The organism is Mesorhizobium sp. M1027, from assembly GCF_040318745.1.
GTDB lineage: Bacteria > Pseudomonadota > Alphaproteobacteria > Rhizobiales > Rhizobiaceae > Mesorhizobium.
In genome coordinates this window covers 238,434-257,636 of the sequence record NZ_JAMYMW010000005.1, presented here as the reverse complement: position 1 = coordinate 257,636, position 19,203 = coordinate 238,434, and the positions used below count along the sequence as shown (strand labels likewise).

General features: G+C 62.9%; 19 protein-coding genes. 9 read left to right on the top strand and 10 right to left on the bottom strand.

Features of this window, described 5'->3' with window-relative positions:
• Nucleotides 1-184: 184 nt before the first annotated feature.
• Nucleotides 185-1,108 carry an SH3 domain-containing protein gene (locus tag NKH50_RS12150; RefSeq protein WP_352878912.1) on the bottom strand — a complete coding sequence of 308 codons (924 nt, stop codon included), beginning with the start codon at nucleotides 1,106-1,108 and terminating at the stop codon, nucleotides 185-187.
• 220 nt (nucleotides 1,109-1,328) lie between these two features.
• On the opposite strand from NKH50_RS12150, the gene NKH50_RS12145 reads away from it, so the two are divergent.
• Nucleotides 1,329-3,788 (top strand): DNA/RNA non-specific endonuclease, encoded by a 2,460-nt coding sequence (locus NKH50_RS12145; protein WP_352878909.1) that lies wholly within the window; start codon nucleotides 1,329-1,331, stop codon nucleotides 3,786-3,788.
• A gap of 147 nt (nucleotides 3,789-3,935) precedes the next feature.
• On the opposite strand, the gene NKH50_RS12140 is transcribed toward NKH50_RS12145, so the two are convergent.
• Both NKH50_RS12140 and NKH50_RS12135 read right to left on the bottom strand, forming a co-directional pair.
• Entirely contained in the window at nucleotides 3,936-4,682 is a 747-nt protein-coding gene (locus tag NKH50_RS12140; protein ID WP_352878906.1) for a metallophosphoesterase family protein, read from the bottom strand.
• A gap of 94 nt (nucleotides 4,683-4,776) precedes the next feature.
• Nucleotides 4,777-5,133 (bottom strand): ArsR/SmtB family transcription factor, encoded by a 357-nt coding sequence (locus NKH50_RS12135; protein WP_352506754.1) that lies wholly within the window; start codon nucleotides 5,131-5,133, stop codon nucleotides 4,777-4,779.
• Between the two features lie 193 nt (nucleotides 5,134-5,326).
• Here NKH50_RS12135 and NKH50_RS12130 point away from each other — a divergent pair, with 193 nt between their 5' ends.
• Nucleotides 5,327-6,505, top strand: coding sequence for an MFS transporter (locus tag NKH50_RS12130; protein ID WP_254820339.1), 1,179 nt, complete (start codon nucleotides 5,327-5,329; stop codon nucleotides 6,503-6,505).
• Between the two features lie 37 nt (nucleotides 6,506-6,542).
• Here NKH50_RS12130 and NKH50_RS12125 read toward each other — a convergent pair whose 3' ends face one another.
• Nucleotides 6,543-7,001, bottom strand: coding sequence for a MarR family winged helix-turn-helix transcriptional regulator (locus NKH50_RS12125; RefSeq protein WP_352878902.1), 459 nt, complete (start codon nucleotides 6,999-7,001; stop codon nucleotides 6,543-6,545).
• 194 nt (nucleotides 7,002-7,195) lie between these two features.
• Between NKH50_RS12125 and NKH50_RS12120 the strand changes: the two genes are divergently transcribed.
• The gene (locus NKH50_RS12120) at nucleotides 7,196-7,987 is read left to right on the top strand and encodes an SDR family NAD(P)-dependent oxidoreductase (protein WP_352646456.1); all 792 of its coding nucleotides are present in this window, start codon (nucleotides 7,196-7,198) and stop codon (nucleotides 7,985-7,987) included.
• An 18-nt stretch (nucleotides 7,988-8,005) separates the two neighbouring features.
• Here NKH50_RS12120 and NKH50_RS12115 read toward each other — a convergent pair whose 3' ends face one another.
• Nucleotides 8,006-8,605: a LysE family translocator gene (locus NKH50_RS12115; RefSeq protein ID WP_352740209.1), complete on the bottom strand. Its 600-nt coding sequence runs from the start codon at nucleotides 8,603-8,605 to the stop codon at nucleotides 8,006-8,008.
• A 92-nt stretch (nucleotides 8,606-8,697) separates the two neighbouring features.
• Here NKH50_RS12115 and NKH50_RS12110 point away from each other — a divergent pair, with 92 nt between their 5' ends.
• Entirely contained in the window at nucleotides 8,698-9,567 is an 870-nt protein-coding gene (locus tag NKH50_RS12110; RefSeq protein WP_352478095.1) for a LysR family transcriptional regulator, read from the top strand.
• A gap of 52 nt (nucleotides 9,568-9,619) precedes the next feature.
• On the opposite strand, the gene NKH50_RS12105 is transcribed toward NKH50_RS12110, so the two are convergent.
• Nucleotides 9,620-10,273, bottom strand: a complete 654-nt coding sequence (locus NKH50_RS12105) for a dihydrofolate reductase family protein (RefSeq protein ID WP_352506758.1) — start codon at nucleotides 10,271-10,273, stop codon at nucleotides 9,620-9,622.
• 150 nt (nucleotides 10,274-10,423) lie between these two features.
• Nucleotides 10,424-11,791, bottom strand: a complete 1,368-nt coding sequence (locus NKH50_RS12100) for an Nramp family divalent metal transporter (RefSeq protein WP_352477808.1) — start codon at nucleotides 11,789-11,791, stop codon at nucleotides 10,424-10,426.
• 235 nt (nucleotides 11,792-12,026) lie between these two features.
• Here NKH50_RS12100 and mntR point away from each other — a divergent pair, with 235 nt between their 5' ends.
• The 3 genes from mntR to NKH50_RS12085 all read left to right on the top strand — a co-directional run bounded on the left by mntR (nucleotide 12,027) and on the right by NKH50_RS12085 (nucleotide 15,036).
• Nucleotides 12,027-12,482: a manganese-binding transcriptional regulator MntR gene (gene mntR, locus NKH50_RS12095; RefSeq protein WP_254820344.1), complete on the top strand. Its 456-nt coding sequence runs from the start codon at nucleotides 12,027-12,029 to the stop codon at nucleotides 12,480-12,482.
• 211 nt (nucleotides 12,483-12,693) lie between these two features.
• Nucleotides 12,694-13,614 carry a KPN_02809 family neutral zinc metallopeptidase gene (gene ypfJ, locus NKH50_RS12090; RefSeq protein ID WP_352478094.1) on the top strand — a complete coding sequence of 307 codons (921 nt, stop codon included), beginning with the start codon at nucleotides 12,694-12,696 and terminating at the stop codon, nucleotides 13,612-13,614.
• 153 nt (nucleotides 13,615-13,767) lie between these two features.
• Nucleotides 13,768-15,036, top strand: a complete 1,269-nt coding sequence (locus tag NKH50_RS12085) for a TCR/Tet family MFS transporter (protein WP_352740207.1) — start codon at nucleotides 13,768-13,770, stop codon at nucleotides 15,034-15,036.
• A 56-nt stretch (nucleotides 15,037-15,092) separates the two neighbouring features.
• Here the strand turns inward: NKH50_RS12085 and carA are convergent, their stop codons facing one another.
• Nucleotides 15,093-16,301, bottom strand: coding sequence for a glutamine-hydrolyzing carbamoyl-phosphate synthase small subunit (gene carA / locus NKH50_RS12080; RefSeq protein WP_352879129.1), 1,209 nt, complete (start codon nucleotides 16,299-16,301; stop codon nucleotides 15,093-15,095).
• Between the two features lie 326 nt (nucleotides 16,302-16,627).
• Here carA and NKH50_RS12075 point away from each other — a divergent pair, with 326 nt between their 5' ends.
• Nucleotides 16,628-17,077 (top strand): GatB/YqeY domain-containing protein, encoded by a 450-nt coding sequence (locus NKH50_RS12075; RefSeq protein ID WP_254820347.1) that lies wholly within the window; start codon nucleotides 16,628-16,630, stop codon nucleotides 17,075-17,077.
• 28 nt (nucleotides 17,078-17,105) lie between these two features.
• Nucleotides 17,106-17,663: a GNAT family N-acetyltransferase gene (locus NKH50_RS12070; RefSeq protein ID WP_352738971.1), complete on the top strand. Its 558-nt coding sequence runs from the start codon at nucleotides 17,106-17,108 to the stop codon at nucleotides 17,661-17,663.
• Between the two features lie 2 nt (nucleotides 17,664-17,665).
• Here NKH50_RS12070 and NKH50_RS12065 read toward each other — a convergent pair whose 3' ends face one another.
• Complete coding sequence (locus NKH50_RS12065) at nucleotides 17,666-18,847, bottom strand: MFS transporter (protein ID WP_352878896.1); 1,182 nt, start codon at nucleotides 18,845-18,847, stop codon at nucleotides 17,666-17,668.
• Nucleotides 18,848-18,975: 128 nt separating this feature from the next.
• Nucleotides 18,976-19,185: a DUF2061 domain-containing protein gene (locus NKH50_RS12060; RefSeq protein WP_023678301.1), complete on the bottom strand. Its 210-nt coding sequence runs from the start codon at nucleotides 19,183-19,185 to the stop codon at nucleotides 18,976-18,978.
• Nucleotides 19,186-19,203 lie beyond the last annotated feature (18 nt).

Genomic DNA, 19,203 nt, shown 5'->3' with positions numbered 1-19,203 from the left:
TCGAAGGTCCGTTCGGCAGGCGGCTTGCACGAAAAACCGGACGGGAAGACCCGGCCGGTTGTGCTCGCGATTCTGGTATCAGGCTAGGAGGGCCTTATAGGGAAGAGTTTTGCCGGATGTAACCCCGAAAATGAGGCAGTAGGGCAGAGGTTCGAGCGGCCTTTAAACATATTGCCTTACTGCCCTACTGCCTCATTCCCCTACCACTATCCCCCAGCGCGAACTGATCCGTAATCTCGAAGCGCTCGGCAACGCCGACGCGGATCATGTTGAGGCTGCCTTCGCGCGTGAAGCGGAATTCGCCCGGCCCATTCGAACCGGCCGGCTTGCCGGCCTGGAAGCTGATGATGCGCGTGCCGCCATCGGGCCAGGTCACGGTCACGTCGGTTTTGTCGCCGGTGCGCGCGACGCCTGCCTTGCAGTTGGTCATCGGCTGGCCGAGATAGCGCGCGCAAGGAATGACGTTGCCGGCACCTGGGAATGGTGTCCCCGGCGGCTGCAGCCGTGCAACGGTCTGTGCGTCGGCCGGAGGCGCCGCATTGGTCGCGCCGAAATTCTGGACGGGACCCACTGCCGCGGGCGCCGATCCATCAACCTGTCCAGTCGAGGGATTGCCAGCGGCCAGGGCCAGGCGGTAAGCGTCCTCGATGGCCACCCTGCCGATTGCGTCAGCGGAGTTCAGCGACGTTTCGGGAGCAGTTGCGCCGAGGCGCGTTGTCAGATCGGGCGGCGGTTGAGAGGCAGGGCTCTCCGTATCGGCCGCCGCCTGGGGTGTCACTTGCCGGGGATTGATGGGGTCGAGGTAGCGTGCGGGTGCCCATCCGCTCAGCTTCGGGTCGTCAATGTCTTCGACCTTGCACCACTTGTAGCCGCTGACGTCGCCGCAGCCGAGATTTTTCACGCTCGAACCACTCGGCAGCCGTGCCTCGATCTTGCCCATGGCCGACGCCGTGGCGCGCACGTTCAGGAGGTCATCGGGAGCGAGACCCGTCACAATCGAGATGATGGGCTCCGGCTCCTGGCCGTTGGCCGGCAACTCCGCCAGCATCAGCGGAGCAGCAACCATCGCAAGCAGCGTCGTCGGGAGTGTTACTGTGCGCCTAATCATCTGCCATGGGCGGTAGGTTCAATTGCCGAAGGCGTGGCCAGGCACGAAAGCGCCATCGCACGCCAGCCGGTTTTTATAGGCGACGAGGCGGCGCTGTGTAAGCCCGAAAAGGTGCCGCATGTTGAATCGCAACCAGGCCATTCCGTGAACTAACAGCCGGCAAAATATTGCACATTTCATGTAAATATGCACTCTCTCAAGTAAGGTTGAGGAGGGCAATATGGTCGACCTTGAAATATTCGCGCAAGTGGAAAACATAGTTCGTCAGCGTATCAAGAAAACGCGCGCCGAGATTGAGGCTTCACTTGGTCACATCGCCAACGGCAATCCGCTGGCCGCCGAACAGACCCTCTCCAGGCGCCTCGACAGGTTGCAGGTAAAGGCGTCGCTCAGCCGCACCGAAGCGGAGATGATATCGGCAGCAATCGACATGAGATCTGCCGGGGAGAGAAAGGCGGCCGCCAAACAGCCAGGACCGGAGGCAATTCTCGGCCCAACGCTCGATTTCATCGGGGTCGCATTTCTGGAGCGTGGGCGCCGTGCTGCCGATGCGGTCGGCCGCGTTGCCTTTCTCAACGGCAATCCGCAAGGATCGGGTTTTCTGGTCGGGCCAAGGCTGTTCCTCACAAACAACCATGTGATTTCGTCGCCGGCGGATTCCCGGCGCTTCCAGGTCCAGTTCGATTATGAGCAGGACGGTGCAAATGCCGTGCGCACGCCGACGACGTTCCTGTTCGATCCTGAATCCTGTTTCGTGACCGATAGCATAGAAGGTCTGGACTATACGCTGATCGGGGTCGGCGAGCGGCGTTCCGGCCCAAAGGAACTGGGGGAGTTCGGTTTTATCTCGCTGTCGGACGCGCGCGACAAGCATATGCTCGGCGAAATCGCCAACATCGTCCAGCATCCCGATGGCCGCTTCAAGGAACTGGTGCTGCGTGAAAACCGGCTGGTGGCCCGCGACGAAACGGTTCAAGTGCTGCACTATGTTGCCGATACCGAACAGGGTTCGTCCGGTTCACCGGTCTTCAACAACGAATGGGAGCCTATTGCCCTGCACCATTGGGCCGGCCCGTTCCACGAGGTGACGGGCATAGCTGGCTACGCGCTTGCGCGCGAGATCAACGAAGGCATACGGATCAGCGCCATCGTTGACGATCTGGGCGCTAGAAAGTCCAGGCTGCCGGGCTCGTCGGCATCGGCGGTTTCGGAAGTTCTGGCGATTTGGTCCGGCACGCCGCGCATGATGGATGAGACAGTTCGGCTGAACGCCGACATTCGCGGAGACGTGCCGGACAAGCCGGTGCAGCGGCCTGAACCGGATCGCGGCCCGCCGGCGACGAGACATAATGCCGATGGCTCGGTCACGTGGACTTTTCCCGTCGAGATAAATGTCCGGGCGCCGTTGATCGACCGCGACGGAGGCGATGCAACACGAAACGACGGCAAAGGTCCAGCAAGCGAACCCGCCAAGGTCATGGCCATCGCCGAGGCCGCGGGTTGGAAAACAGAGGATTTCGACGATCGCGGAGGGTATGAGCCCGGCTTCATACCGGGCTTTGTCCTGCCAATGCCGATGGTTGCCAATTCACCCTACCGGTTGGCCAAAAACCTTCTTGCCAAACCGGGCGAGGACCCACACGAATTGCGCTACCATCATTTTTCGATCTTGATGAACGCCGATCGCAGGCTTGCCTTCGTCACCGCCTGCAATATCGATGGATCCCGTACCAAGGCGGTCAATCGTGAGGACAAGACGGTCATCGACAACCCGTCGCTTGTCGACTTGGGGGTGGAGTCGATTTCCGGTTCGGAAGCCAGCGATGCTTTCCGGCCCGATCGCCGCATCGACCTTGGCGAGCAGATGACCCAGGAATTCTATTCGAGCCAGAATGTGCCCGGATTTCCCGTTGCAAAATCCAAGGAACGAATAGCTCGAATGTTCCAGAAGGGCCATATTACGCTTCGCGGCGACCCCGCCTGGGGCGTCGATCAGGAGGCGGTCGCGGCAGAACGCGACACGTTCTTTTATACCAATGCTGCGCCGCAAGTCGGCTTCTTCAATCAGGGAAGCTCGCTTGACCATCCCGGCTCCAAGGGGAAGCTGCGATGGCGCGCGGTGGAAACGTATGTACTGCGCAACGCTTATACGACGCGAGGCCGGGTCACAGTGTTTGCCGGGCCAGTGTTCCGCGAGGACGATCCTCCCTACCGCTTTGACAGCCATGTTCCGCTGAAGTTCTGGAAGATCGCGCTGTGGTCCGATCAAGCTGGCCTGCGCGCCATCGCGCTGCTGGCGGACCAGAAGCCGGTTTTGGAAGTGATGCCCGAAGCGTTCGGCGAGCGTGCCGAGGCATTCGACGACCCGCTTGAAATTGCCAGGGTATCGGAGTTTCTTTCGACGGTGGCCGAGATCGAACAGCTGACCGGTCTGAACTTTGGCCAGCAGGTGCGAGACGCCGACATTCGGGCCGGTTCCGAATCGGCTCCAGCACAGACTTTCAACCCAAGGCATCTAACGCCCAGTACGTCACGGCCAAAGGCTTCATCGCCCAAGGCTTCATCGGCCAAGACTTCGACGCCCAAGACTTCGGCGGCCAAGGCTTCGACGTCCAAGGCTTCGGCGGCCAGCGCCCGACGTCCTGCCAGGCGATCGAAGCGATCCGCGTCCGACGACTGAAGATTGCGGCTTCTGCCGCTCGAAGGCGGTCATCCGTTCAGCTAGGCATGAGCAAGCTCAGCCTGGCATGAGCAAGCTCAGCCTGGCATGAGCAAGCTCAGCCTGGGATGAGCAAGCTCAGCCCGGCGGCATGAACGCGTTCCGCGTTCAGCCGGACATAAATCCGGTGCGCAGCGCGTGAGCCCATTCGGGCCGTCCCGCCTGCTCGGCCTGATACGCCGCCGCCTCATGGTCATAGTCGACGGCGATGGATTCGAAACGATCGGGGTGCAAGTCGACGATGCCATAGCGGGCGTGTGGCGAGCCTTGCTCCGAGACATGCGCCGGTGGGGTCGAATCGTCATAGGCCGGGCAGCCGATGCTGCCCGGATTGAAAATGACCGGACCGCCGGGAATGCGGATCAGCTCGCTGCGGTGGCTGTGGCCGCAAAGCATGATGCGGCAGGCGGGATCGACCGCGCCGAGGCGCCGCTCGATTGCGGCCAGCGGCGCGCGCACCAGCCGGCCCTCGACGATCGCGTCAGTCAGGTATTTTTCGTCGTGGTCGGGCCGGGCATGGAAGGCGATCACGCCGGGCGCCACCTCAAGCGTGACGGGCAGCGCGAACAGCGCCTCGCGTTGGCCTGCCGTCAGCCGTTCCTGCGCGTAGCGGTCGGACGGCCACATGGTCTCGTCGGCAGTGTCGCGGGCAACGCGGCGGTCGTGATTGCCGCGTACCGTCGGCAGGTCGAGCGCCTCGAGCCGCTCCATGGTCTCGCGCGGCCACAGCGGGCCGGAAACGCAATCGCCGAGATTGACGATGAGGTCGGCGCCGCCGCGCTGCCGCAGATCGTCGAGCACGGCGTCGAGCGCCAGGACGTTGCCGTGGATGTCGGCGAGGACGGCAATGCGCATGGCAGGCTCCGTTAATTGGAATGGCTGGACGGCAGGTGAAGCTACTTTGCTCGTCTCGCGAAGCGGGCGAGAGCGGAACCCAGCTTCGCGCCGGTCAGGCGCGGACTTCGATCTCGTGGCCGCCGACCGCCGGTAACGATGCGTCGTCGCCGGCCGCGGCAATAACGCTGTCGAGCAAGCCCGGGAAGCGGCGGTCGAGATCGTCACGGCGCAGCGTGATCAATCGGCTGGTGCCAACCGCCTCGGTGCGGGTGACGCCGGCCTCACGCAGCTTGGCCAAATGGTAACTCAGATTGGTTTTCGAGGCGAAGTCGAGGAACCGGCTGCAATTCAGCGGCACGCCCTCTTTGCTGGCGAGATAGCGCACGATGGCCAACCGCGTCGGGTCGCCGAGCACAGCAAGCACGTTCGGCAGGCTGATCTGGTCGGCGGTGGGATGGGGCAAGGTCATGCCCAGGAATTAAGCACATTTGGAGCCGATTTCAACGCATCTCCTCTCGTGGCCAATGGACACATAGTTTCGTCCCGTCGCCCCGTCCTGACACCGGGCTGTCAGGATGGTTCGGCTATTTTGCAGCGGCTTTATTGACATCATGCCCTGTTATGTCCAATTGTTCAATAACCTTTGAACTAAGGAAATTGCCATGGATAAGCGCCTCATCTGGCTTGCGCTCGGATCGTTCACGATTTCGACCGAAGGTTTCGTCATCTCCAGCCTTTTGCCCGATATCGCAAAGGATGCCGCCATCTCCGTTCCGCTCGCCGGCACGCTGATCACCGCATTTGCGCTCGCCTATGCGATCGGCACGCCGATCCTGGCAACGCTGACCGGCGAATGGGACCGTCGCCGCGTCATCCTGTGGACGCTGGTGTTCTTCGTGTTGGGCAACGTCGCCGCGGCGCTGAGCTCCTCCTTCGAATTGCTGTTGATCGCGCGCATCGTCATGGCGCTGTCGTCAGGCCTGTTTGCGGCGACCGCACAGGGAACGGCCGTTGCGCTTGTCGACGATCATCACCGCGCCCGCGCCATTGCCGTAGTCGTCGGCGGCACTACGGTTGCGGTCGCGGTCGGAGCACCGCTCGGCGCGCTCGTTGCGACGGTTGCCGGCTGGCGCGGCACCTTCTTTGCCATTGCCGGCCTTGGCGCGCTCGCCGGCGCGATTCTGTGGTATCGGCTGCCGCGCGGCATCGTCGGCACAAGGCTGCCGCTCCGGATGCGGCTGGCAGCGGCACTTCGCCCCGGCGTCATGCCTATCCTGGTGACGACGATCCTGGCTCTGATCGGCGCCTTCACCGTCTTTGCCTTTGTCGCGCCGCTCGCGATCGAAGGCGGCGGACTGAACCCGATCGCGCTTCCCGGAATGCTGCTCGCTTTCGGCGTTGGCGCGGTCATCGGCAATATCGGCGGCGGTCAGGCCGCCGACCGTTTCGGCGCGACGCGCACCGTCTGCTGGTCGCTGGCGCTGAGTGCCGCCATGCTGGTCACGTTTTCGCTGATCCCGATGTTCCTGCCGCGCGAGATCGCCGGGCCGGCATTGATGGCCATGATGGTGCCGTGGGGCATCGTCGGCTGGGCATTCCCGCCGGCGCAGGCCAGCCGTATCATCAAACTGGCGCCCGATGCCGCGCCCATCGTGCTGTCGCTGAACGCTTCGGCGCTCTATCTCGGTGTCGCACTGGGTGCCGTGGTCGGCGCCGCGGTGCTGCGCTATGGCGCACCGGCCGACCTCGGCGTGGTCGCGGCGGCATTCCCGATCATCGGTCTGGGCGTAGTGCTGGCGGGCCACCTGGCGGCGCGACCGGTGGCGATGCCGGCCGAATAGGGCTGTTAGCGGAGCTTGGCTGCCGGCCGCCGATAATTCAACTCGCGGCCGGCGGTACGTCGAAATCAAGCGCGGCGATTTCGTCCAGCGCCGCTCGCAGGCTTGCCGCCTGTTCTTTTCCAAACATCTCCTCGAAGCGCTGCTGAGCGACTTGCCACAGCTTCAGAGCTTCTTCGAGCTTGATCCGGCCCTGCGATGTCAGCCTGACGCGCCTGCTGCGGCGGTCGGCAGGGTCGGAGAAGGTCTCGATGTAACCGTCCCTGATCAGCGGCTTCAGCGTATGACCGAGGGCCGACAGGTCCATGACGAGGGCCGCGGCAAGGGCACCCATCGTCGGTTCGTTGCCGATGTGGATCTGGTAGAGCAGGCCCTGCTGCGTGGCCTTCAGACCCGATGGGGCCAGCACATCGTCATAGAACTGGCCCAGTTTCCGCGTTGCGCGGCGCAGCATGGCGTTGTTGCAAAGCGCCAGGCCGGGCAGGGTGGTTTGGGACATTGGCGGATTTCCGATGAGGGACCGGAAAGGCCCCTCGATGCAAACCAGAAATAGTCCTTGCTCCCCGGATTGACAAGATGGTGGCATATGCCTACGTTCCAATGGTGGCATATGCCAATAATTCGTGTGCCAGTCGAAGCAGGGTGTTGCCCTGCGGAACCGGCATTTGGAATCGAACCAGAAGGAACAAGACAATGAGCAATCAGGACAAAGGTACTGCGGTCGTCACCGGCGCCTCGTCCGGCATCGGTGCGATCTATGCCGACCGGCTCGCCGGCCAAGGTTATGATCTGGTGCTGGTGGCGCGGCGCGCCGATCGGTTGGAGGAATTGGCGGAGAGGCTCCGCTTCGCGTATGGCATAAAGGTCAGCGTCATCGGCGCCGACTTGTCCGACGACGGCGATCTGCGACGGGTCGAGCAGGCGATATCAACCGACGACAGCGTGACGCTGCTGGTCAACAATGCCGGCCTTGGCGGCGCGCAGGTGGTGGCAACGGCTGAAGCCGATGTCGCCGAGCGCATGATCAAGGTCAATGTCGTGGCGCTGACTCGGCTGACGCGCGCGGTGCTGCCGGGGCTGCTGTCGCGCAACCGCGGCGCCATCGTCAACATCGCCTCGGTCCTTGCCTTCGATACCTCGTTCGGCGGCATCTACAGCGGCACCAAGGCCTACGTCGTCAACTTCACCGAGGCCTTGCAGCGGGAAGTCGCGGGCACGAAGGTCGCCGTGCAGGTGGTCTTGCCGGGGGCCACGCGGACAGAATTCTGGGAAGTTGCGGGAAGCGATATTGCCAATGTGCCGCAAGAGATCGTGATGACGGCCGACGATCTGGTCGATGCAGCGCTGGTTGGCCTGGCAAAGGGTGAAGCGTTCACGGCACCGGGTCTTGCCGATGTTGCCGGGGTGGATGCCTTTCTTGGCGTTCGGCAAGGCTTCTTCGGCAGTCTTCTGGCCGGCAAGCCGGCGGCGCGTTACACTGCCTGACATAGCTAAAGACTAACCTTACGCTGTCCGCCACATCGGAATGATCGAGGCGGCCAGCAGCAGGCCAAGCACGGCGTTGAGCATGCGCCACTGCCGCTCGGTTCGCAGCAACCGGGCGAGCAGCGTGCCCGCCACGCACCATGCCGCCAAGGATAGAGCCGCTGCAAGGCCGAAGACGGCGCCGAGCAGCAAGGCGAGCTGCAGCGGCCCTTTGGCGAGCGCGGCAAAAGATGCCGCCGCTCCCAGCCCCATGGCCCAGCCCTTTGGGTTCATCCATTGCAGGCCGGCGCCGCCCAAAAAGCTGTTCGGCTTTGCCATGGCCACGTCCAGACTGGGCGGACCGCTGCGGCCGATCTTGAGCGCAAGCCATACCAGATAGAGGGTACCGGCCATTTTCATTGCTAGTTGCAGCGAAGGAGCGGCGGCCAGCAGACCAGCGAGCCCGGCAGCACCTGCCGCAGCCACTGTGGCCAGGCCGGCCGCACTTCCGGCCATCAGCGGGATAGAGCGGCGGAAGCCGAACTGCGCGCCGGACGCCGTCGACAAGGTCGTGGCGATGCCGGGCGTTAAGGTAGAGACCAGCGCGAACAGGACGAGGGGAAGGACGGTTTCAAACATGCTGCTTCCTTTGAAGCCTGCACGGTAGCCTGTTTGGCTCATCAGTAAATGCAATGTTTGCTATGACATGCATTAGCAAATATAATGGCTTGATGCTCCGCAACCTCGACACTGCCCTGATCCGAACCTTTGTCACCGTTGCCGACAGGGCCAGCATGACGGCGGCGGCCAACGCGCTGCATTTGACGCAAGGTGCCGTCAGCCAGCAGGTCAAGCGTTTGGAAGAGGTTCTCGGCTGCAGGCTGTTCGAGCGCGATCGGAGCGGATTGCGGCTGACCCGCTCCGGCGAGCGGCTGTTCGGCAAGGGCAAGCGCCTGCTTTCGCTCAATGACGAGATCCTGGCGGAGATGGCGGGCGATGCAGTTGCCGGTCAGGTGCGGCTTGGCGTGCCGTACGACCTTGTCGGCACCTTGCTTGCGCCGGTGCTCAAGGCCTATGCCGAGGCGTATCCGCAGGTCGAGATCTCGCTTGTCTGCGCCTCGTCGCCGGAGCTGGCTGCGGCCTTGGCGGCCGGCACGATAGAGCTCGCGGTGATCGAGGAACCGGTCGGTCGGTCGGCCGGCGAATGCCTTGTTGTCGACCGGCTGGTCTGGGTCGGCGCCAAAGGCGGCGGCGCCCGCAGCAAACGCCCCTTGCCGGTTTCGATGGTCGCCGAGACCTGCGCGTTCCGTCCGGTTGTACTGGAGGCGCTTAACGAGCACGGGCTGGCATGGCGCACCGTATTCGAAAACGGCAGCATCGACGCGACGACGGCGACAGTGCGTTCGGACTTGGCCGTCACCACCTGGTTGGCGTCGACCGTACCTGCGGACCTTGATATTTTGGCCAACGATCCGGATTTGCCGTCATTGCCGAATTTTGCAATCAATCTGCATTTGCCGAAGCACAGCGTTGCGCCTGCCGTACTGGCATTCGCGGGCCACCTCCGCGATGGATTGGCACGGCGACGAGAGGCGGCTTAAAACAGCAAAAAGGACGGCCAGTGTTCAGCCGTCCTTGATCGCCCTGCGGCATCTACTTCCAGTTCTTGCGCCGCTCGATCTCGGCTTCGGAAGGCTGTTCCGGGGCAAAGGACCCGGTCTTGATCTCGCCGGAGCGCTCATAGCTCGCCATGAGGACGCCGGTGGTCGATGCCTGCGAACGGGTCAGCTTGAAGGCGGCAGGCATCGCGCCGCTGCCGAACAGTTTTTTGCCCTTGCCCAGCACCAGCGGGAAAATCAGCAGGCTGATCTCGTCGATCAGGTCATTGGCGAGCAAGGTCTGGATCAGCTCGCTCGATCCCTGAATGAGCAGGTCGGGGCCGTCCTCCTGCTTCATCCGGCGCAACGTCGCCACGACATCGCTGCCGAGCGGCTGGCTGTTTTGCCAGGACAGCGTATCTGGCCTGTGCGTAGCCACATATTTGGTGACGGCGTTGAAGCTGTCGGCGATCGGGTCATTCTTCTGGTAGGGCCAATGGGCGGCGAAGATGTCGTAGGTCTTGCGGCCGAGAAGCAGCGCGAACGGTTTTGAAAACGTCTCGCCCATGGCGGCACCCATCAAGTCGTCCCAGTAGTGGAATGTCCAGCCGCCAAATTTGAAGCCGCCGACAGGGTCCTCTTGCGGGCCGCCGGGCGCCTGCATGACGCCGTCGAGGCTGACGAATGTTGCGGCGATGATCTTCCTCATTGGAGCTCCCTTTCGCTGATCCGTGCCGTCATGGCCGGACTTCGAGCCAAGGACGGGCAGACAGACATTTGTCCGACAGCGGCCGGCAAATTTCCAGGGCTGGAAGGACGGATGATTGCCGACGTTGTTGGGTCAGTTTGGAGCAGACGCTCAGCCTAAACCGACGACCGTGTCGTAGAGCAGCTTGAAGTTGAGCACCAGGATGAGGGCGGCAACCACCCAGGCCAGCACGGCAACGGCGCGGGAAATGGCGAAATTGCCCATTTTGCGCTTGTCCGAGACGAACTGCACCAGCGGGACGACCGCGAAGGGAAGCTGCATCGACAGGATCACCTGGCTGAAGACCAGCAACTGGCCGGTGCCCTTCTCGCCATAGAGGGCGGTGACGACCACCACCGGGATAATGGCGATGCCGCGCGTCAGCAGGCGGCGCGCCCATTGCGGGATGCGCAGCCGCAAGAAGCCTTCCATCACGATCTGGCCGGCCAGTGTCGCGGTGACCGTCGAGTTCAGGCCGGAGGCAAGCAGGGCCACGGCAAACAGGATCGAAGCGATGCCGAGGCCGAGGAGCGGCGACAGAAGCTCGAAGGCCTGGCCGATCTCGGCAACGTCATGATGACCGGTGCCGTGGAACGCCACCGCCGACACGATCAGGATGGAAGCATTGACGAACAACGCCAGTATCAGCGCGATGGTCGAGTCGGTCGTCGCCCATTTGATGGCGTCGCGCTTGCCGCGATCGGTGCGCTCGTAGGCGCGGGTCTGCACGATCGAGGAGTGCAGATAGAGATTGTGCGGCATCACCGTGGCGCCGATGATGCCGATGGCGATGTAAAGCATCGCTGGATTGGTGACGATCTCGGACGACGGCACGAACATGGCGTGCAGGATGGAGCCGACCGGCGGCGCGGCGGCAAAGATCTGAATGGCGAAGCAGCCGAAGATGACAATCAAAAGTGCTATGATGAAGGCCTCGAGGAAACGGAAGCCCTTGTTCATCAGCAGCAGCAGCAGGAAGGCATCGAGCGCGGTGATAATGGCGCCGCCGATCAGCGGAATGCCGAACAGCAGTTGCAAGGCGATTGCCGTGCCAATGACCTCGGCCAGGTCGCAGGCGATGATGGCCAATTCGCAAGCGACCCAGAGCATGAAATTGACCGGTCGCGGATAATAGGCGCGGCACGCCTGCGCAAGGTCGCGGCCGGTGGCGATGCCGAGCCGGGCGGCGAGCGCCTGCAGCAGGATCGCCATCAGGTTCGACAACATGATGATGAAAAGCAGCGTGTAGCCGAACTGGGCTCCGCCGGCGAGGTCGGTCGCCCAATTGCCCGGATCCATATAGCCGACCGAAACCATGTAGCCCGGCCCCATGAAGGCGAACAGCCGGCGAAGCCAGATCCCCGAGTGCGGCACCGCGATCGTTGCGTTGACTTCGCGCAGGCTGAGCTGCTCGTCGTCCTCCGGGCGGGCAAATCGCCACATGGACCGGGGGGCTGAGGTGGCTTCGGCTTCCGACATGAAATGGCTTTCCACTGGAACGATCGATGTTCTCTCCTTATCTATGCCACGGCTGAACATTATGCAATATGCTATATTTCATTGTCGGAGCTTTTTCGTGTAGCCGCTTGGCCGTGCGGCCGGACCGCAGTGACCGCCGGTTGCGCCGGCCACCGAATGGAAATAAACGGCCAGAACAAATAGGGTTCCGTGTTATGACTGCAATGTCGATTCAAACTGCCGGGAGGAGCGCGTATTGGCGCTGAAGAAAAGACCGGTTCCTCGCGAAAAGCCGCTGCCTGATGCAGAAATCCACTCGGAAGGCTTCAGGCAGACGCGTGAAGCGCGCCGCAGCGCGCTGGTCGAGGATTATGTCGAGCTCATCGCCGACCTGATCGAGGATGGCAACGAGGCGCGCCAGGTCGATATCGCGGCACGGCTCGGCGTCGCTCAGCCGACGGTGGCGAAAATGCTGACGCGGCTGTGCGCCGACGGGCTGGTCTCCCGGAAGCCTTATCGCGGCGTGTTCCTGACCGAGGCCGGCCGCAAGGTTGCGGAAGAGAGCCGCATTCGCCACCAGACGGTCGAGGCCTTCCTGCGCTCGCTCGGCGTCAGTGCCGAGACGGCGCGCATCGACGCCGAAGGCATCGAGCATCATGTCAGCGCCGAGACGCTCGAAGCCTTTCGCAAGGCAATAATCGCCGCCCGCTGAAAAGCACGTGGCGCGACTCGCTTCCCACGAGCAGGGCGAACGCCACAGACCTTGCGATGTTTCGGCCAGAGCAAACAAGCGTCAGCAAGCATTGCTTGTTCGCACGAAAAATACTGTGACTTGGCGTAACCGTTGAGATAATTGTGGTCGTGTCCCATCGAACCGGGACGCGGCCCGATCGGCCGGAAGAAATTGCGTCATGGGGGTTGCCATGCTCTGGAAGGGCCGTCGTCAGAGTGACAATGTCGAGGACGAGCGCGGCCAGAGCGGCGGGTTTGGCGGTGGGCCGGGGCAGTTTCGCATCCCGATCGGCGGTCGCGCCGGCGGCGGCGGCATGTCGGGCATCATTATCGTAGGGTTGATTTTCCTGGCAGGGTGGTATTTCGGCTTCGACCCGAGCCAGATCCTCGATGACAGCGGCTTGCAGCCCGGTGGCGGCGGCCAGATCACCGACAATAGCGGCGGCCAGGGCGGCGGCACCGGTGCGCCCGCGTCCGACGAAATGAAGCAGTTCGTGTCGACCGTGCTGGCCGAGACCGAGGATACCTGGACCGGTATTTTCCAGTCCGAGGGCCTGACCTATCAGGATCCAAAGCTGGTCCTGTTCAGCGGCCGGATCGGCTCTGCTTGCGGTTCTGCCTCATCGGCGGCCGGACCATTCTACTGTCCCAATGATCGCAAGGTCTATCTCGACACCACCTTCTTCCAGCAGCTCGATCAGCAGTTCGGTGCCTCCGGCGATTTCGCACAGGCCTATGTGATCGCGCATGAGGTCGGCCACCACGTGCAGAACCTCGTCGGCATCCTGCCCAAATTCAACCAGATGCGGCAGAATATGAGCGAAGCCGACGCCAACCACATGTCGGTGCAGGTCGAGTTGCAGGCCGACTGCTTTGCCGGCATCTGGGCACATTTCACCGGTCAGAAGGGCATCTTGGAACAGGGCGACATGGCGGAGGCACTGAACGCCGCCAAACAGATCGGCGACGACACGCTGCAGAAGAAGATGCAGGGCTACGTCGTGCCGGAAAGCTTCAACCACGGCACGTCGCAGCAGCGGCAGACCTGGCTGGCGCGAGGTTTCCAGAACGGCAAGCTTTCGGACTGCGACACGTTCAACAACCCGATCTGAGCCGACAGTTTTCTCGTAGTTATCTGAGAGACTGCATCGCAGTCAGGGGATGTCAGGATGAAAACACTCTGCCCGTTCCCTCATTGTTCCCGGCGATGTGCTCGCCTATAAGGTGTGTCCCCGTTCGCTCGGGCGGCCCGAGGAGATACCATCATGATAGACCCAAAAACCGCCAGGCGGGGCCTTGCGCTTGTTTTCACCACCCTGCTGCTCGACGTCATCGGCTTCGGCATTATTATGCCGGTGCTGCCGGCCTATCTCAGGGAATTGACCGGCGTCGGCATCAGCGAGGCGGCTATCGAGGGCGGCTGGCTGTTCTTCGTCTATGCGGCGATGCAGTTCGTTTTCGCACCAGTGATGGGCGGGTTGAGCGACCGGTTCGGGCGGCGGCCTATCCTGCTCGCCTCGGTGCTGACGTTCGCTATCGACAATCTGATCTGCGCTATCGCCTGGTCCTATCCGATGCTGTTCATCGGCCGCGTGCTGGCCGGCATTTCCGGCGCCAGTTATTCCACGACATCGGCATTCATCGCCGATATCTCGACCGACGAAAATCGTGCGAAGAATTTTGGGCTGCTCGGCATTGCTTTCGGCGTCGGCTTCGTCATCGGGCCGGTTCTGGGCGGGTTGCTCGGCACGTTCGGGCCGCGTGTGCCGTTCTATTTCGCTGCAGGGCTTGCGTTCGCAAACTTTCTGATCGCGCTGTTTCTGTTGCCGGAAACACTTGATAACAAGCACCGTCGCCGCTTCGAGTGGAAACGCGCCAACCCGGTCGGCACGCTCGTCCAGATGCGCAACTACGAAGGTATCGGCTGGATCGGACTTGTCTTCTTTCTGATGACGCTGGGGCACATGATGTATCCTGCGGTCTGGTCGTTCGTCTCCAGTTATCGCTATGGCTGGAGCGAACAACAGATCGGCTTCTCGCTCGGCGCTTTCGGCCTGTGCGGGGCGATCGTCATGGCGACTGTCCTGCCGCGCGTGATCCCTAAACTTGGCGAGTGGAAGACGGCGGTAATCGGTCTGGCATTTACCGCACTCAGCGCCTTCGGCTACGCCTTCGCGTCACAAGGCTGGATGATCTATGCAGTGATCGTCGTCGGATGTCTCGAGGCGTTGGCCGACCCGCCGCTCAGAAGCCTTGCGGCCGCCAAGGTGCCACCTTCCGCCCAGGGCGAACTCCAGGGCGCAATGACCTCGATCTTCTCGATCACCTCGATCATCACACCGCTGCTTTATACGGCGATCTTTTCCTGGTTCACGGGGCCGAACGCGCCCGTGGTTTTCGGCGGTGCCCCGTATCTGCTCGGCGCGATTTTCCTCACGCTGGCGCTCGTCGTCTTCGTCACCAGGGTGGCCAAGCCGACGCCGAAGGAAGTCAGACGCATGCACGCGCAGGAAGCGGTGACGGACGGGGCTTGATTGGCGCCGGGAACCCGGCCGGCGCCCGTCAGTCGAATCCGTTTTTACGCAATGCGCTAAACACGCTCGGCCAGTGCCGGCTCGCCGCGCTTTTCGCGGATCAGGTTGACGAAGCGGCGAAACAGATAGTGCGAATCCTGCGGCCCGGGCGAGGCTTCGGGATGATGCTGGACCGAGAAGACCGGTCTGCCGGTGAGCGCAATGCCGCAATTCGAACCGTCGAACAGCGAGACATGGGTTTCCTCGACGCCGCTCGGCAACGAGTCGGCGTCGACGGCAAAGCCATGGTTCATCGAGACGATCTCGACCTTGCCGGTGGTGTGGTCCTTGACCGGATGATTTGCGCCGTGGTGGCCCTGATGCATTTTCGCAGTCTTGCCGCCCAGCGCCAGCGCCAGCATCTGGTGGCCGAGGCAGATGCCGAACAGTGGGATATCGGACTTCAAAAGATCCTGAATGACCGGCACGGCGTAGTCGCCGGTTGCTTCCGGATCGCCAGGGCCGTTGGATAGAAAAATGCCGTCGGGCCGCATCGCCAGGATCTCCTCGGCGCCGGTTTTTGCCGGCACCACGGTGACCTTGGCGCCGAGGCCGGCCAGCAGGCGCAATATGTTGCGCTTGACCCCGTAGTCGACGGCAACGACGTGCATCGACGGATCAGCCTGTTCGCCAAAGCCCTCGTTCCAGACCCAGGGCGTCTCGCGCCAGACCGAGGATTGACCGGAGGTGACCTCCTTGGCCAGATCAAGCCCGATAAGCCCCGACCATGCGGCGGCGCGGCGCTTGAGATCATCGACGTCGAAGATACCGTCGGGCGCGTGCGCGATGACGGCGTTTGGCATGCCCTTTTCGCGGATCAGCGCGGTCAGCGCCCGCGTGTCGATGCCTGAAAGTGCGACGATGCCGCGCTTCTTCAGCCACTGGTCGAGACCGGTTCCGGCGCGATAATTCGACGGGTTGGTGACGTCGGCCTTGAACACGGCGCCGACGGCACCGGCGCGGGCCAGCGGGTTGAGGTCCTCGATATCTTCGTCGTTTGTGCCGATATTGCCGATATGCGGAAAGGTGAAAGTGACGATCTGGCCGGCATAGGATGGGTCGGTGAGGATCTCCTGATAGCCGGTCAGCGCAGTGTTGAAGCAGACCTCGGCGACGGCGGAGCCGGCGGCGCCCAGACCGCGACCCTCGATGACGGTGCCGTCGGCCAGCACCAGCAGAGCAGTCGGCTTGTCGGTGGCCCAAGGGGGGGGCGATGCGACGGTCATCGTTGCCACGGCGGCACTCCTAAAGGTGCGCCCTCAGTCGGCGCAACAAAAAGCGCGAAGCGGCGATCTCACAGCCTCGGCGCGCTAAGTTTTCACGTGTGCATGTCGTTGCCCAAAACAGCTACGCACTTTTGGGCGACGTGCACTAGAATTCAGTTCATGCAAGGCCCAGTACATAGGGGAAGGCGCCAAGGCGGTCAATGACGCCAGGAAGTGCGAGCCCGGATTTATTTCGTCGAACAATATCAGGGATTTGCCCGTAGTGTCGCATTTGCGTTGGGCTTTCGGCACGGCTATTGTCCGCCGCATTCGAAGGAGAAAGCACTATGCGAGGCAAAATCGCCGAATCCCTGAAGAGCGCGATGAAGGCGCAGGACAAGCGCCGGCTGCCGACATTGCGGCTGATCCAGGCGGCCATTCACGACCGCGACATCGCCAATCGCGGCGCCGGCAAGGAGCCGGCGAGCGACGACGAAATCCTGCAGATACTGGCCAAGATGGTGAAGCAGCGCGAGGAATCGGCCAAGGCGTTCGATGACGGCAAGCGGCCGGAGCTTGCGGCGCAGGAGCGCGACGAGATGGCCATCATCCGCGACTTCCTGCCGACGCAACTGGGCCAGGTTGAGACGGAAAGCGCCGTCCGTTCCGCGATTGCCGAGACCGGCGCCAGCGGCGTCAAGGACATGGGCAAGGTGATGGCGGCGCTCAAGGAGAAATACGCCGGTCAGATGGATTTCTCCAAGGCGAGCGGCATCGTCAAGAGCCTGCTTCAGTAAGCTGCCGAAGGCCCTTGCCGTCGCGCCCGTGATCGAACTCGTCAAACCGGCGCTTGAACACCTGCCGTCCTACAAGGCGGCCCTCGAGCGTGGCTGGTCGCCGGACAATGTGCGGCTACTCGACGCGACGCGCGAGCAGCTTGCGGCAATCGAAAAGGATCCAGCGACTTTCCTTGGCGATCTCGACGATTCCGATGGCAAGGGACCGCCGATCACCTTGCCCGACGGTTCGACGGTGCCGCGGCTGCCCGGATTCCGGCGCTGGATCTGGGACGGGGAAGTCGCAGGCTCAATCGGCTTGCGCTGGCAGCACGGCACCGCGGCGCTGCCGTCGCATGTGCTCGGCCACATCGGCTATGCGGTGGTGCCGTGGAAACGGGGACGCGGCTATGCGACCGAGGCGCTGCGGCTGATGCTGGTGGAGGCGAGGGCTGTTGGCCTGCCCTTCGTCGAAATCACCTGCAAGCCTCACAATGTGCCCTCGCAGAAGGTCGCTCTGGCCAATGGCGGCCGGCTCGTCGGGCGTTTCTTCGAGGACGCCGCCTATGGCGGCGCGGAAAGCCTGCGCTACCGGATCGATCTGTAGCCCTATTCGGCGGCAGCCGGCAGCGGCGGCGCAGCCCGGCTTCGCCATTCCCAGACATGCGAGGCAAGCGCAACCGCGACCGCGACCAGCATGGCGACCGCGCCAACCACCGGCAGGCTGCGATAGCCATAGCCGGCATTGAGCATGCCCGCGCCGAGCGATGCGGCGAGCGCGATGCCGACATTGAAGCCCGACGGAATGAGCGACGAGGCAAGATTGGAGGCGTCCGCGGTCCAGGTCAGTATGCGGGTCTGGATCGGCGTGCCGATGGCGAAGTTGAGGCCGCCCCAGACGAAGATCGCTATCACCATCGGCAGTGGGTAAGAACTGACGGCATAGATCAAGGCGAGCATCACCGCCTGCAGGAAAAGCATGGCGATGAGCGACGACATTAGCTTCCAGTCGGCGAGCCGCCCGCCGACGAAGACGCCGATCGTTGCGCCGACCCCGTTGAGCAAGAGCACCCAAGGTATCCATTTCTCGTCGAGGCCTGTGACCTCAAGCAGCGTCGGCGTGATGTAGGTGAACAGGCCGAACTGGCCGATCATCAGCATCAGCATAATAATGAGCGAGGTCCAGACCTGCTGGCGTGCGAGCACGCGGACCTCGCTTCCAAGGCTCACTGACGGGCTCGACGATCCCGTCTTGCGCGGCAGCAGGGCGCCGATTGCCGCGAAGGCCACCACACCGAGCGCGCACATCACCCAGAATGTTGCACGCCATCCCCAGATGTTGCCGATTGCCGTGCCGGCCGGAACGCCGATGACGTTCGATACGGTGAGGCCGGACAGGATCAGCGCCACCGCCATGCCGCGCTGGTCTTCGCGCACGAGGCCGACGGCCACCACCATGGCAACGCCGAAATAGGCGCCATGCGCCACGGCCACCGCTATCCGCAACAGCAGCATAGAGGCGAAGTCGGGCGCCAGCGCGCAGGCGGCCTGGCCGATGGTGAAGGCTGCAGTCAGTCCAAGCAGCAGGGCCTTGCGGGAGAACCTTTTGGTGGCGAGCGCCAGCAGCGGGCCGCCGACTGCAATGCCGCCGGCATAGCCGGAAACGAGATAGCCGGCGGTCGGAATCGCGACGGCAAGGCCATCCGCCACCTGCGGCAGCACGCCGGCGATGACGAATTCGGTGGTGCCGAAGGCGAAGGCAGCTATGAACAGGGCAATGAGGGGCAGCATGGCGCGAAGGAGATCCTCGGACAAGCTGGCCTCAAACCACGGATCGGGGCGGCGGGCAATCCAGAAATTGGCGACGCCGCTTTAGCTTTTCTTGATCGCCGGTCTGGCGCCCGCCGCGGAGGCAAGAGCTAGGCGGCTGCCTTCCTCCCGTAAGGAATTTTCAGCCACGCCCGTTCGTGAAGATAATAGAGCAGCGACTTGGTGACGACCTCGGTCAGGCCGATGGCCGCGGCGAGCTTGATGCTTCCGGTCACGACGAGCGAGATGATCATTGTGTCGATGGTGCCGGTGACGCGCCAGGAAAGCGCCTTGGCGAAACTGCGAGAATGGGTGTCCATCGACTTTCCTCCCGGTAG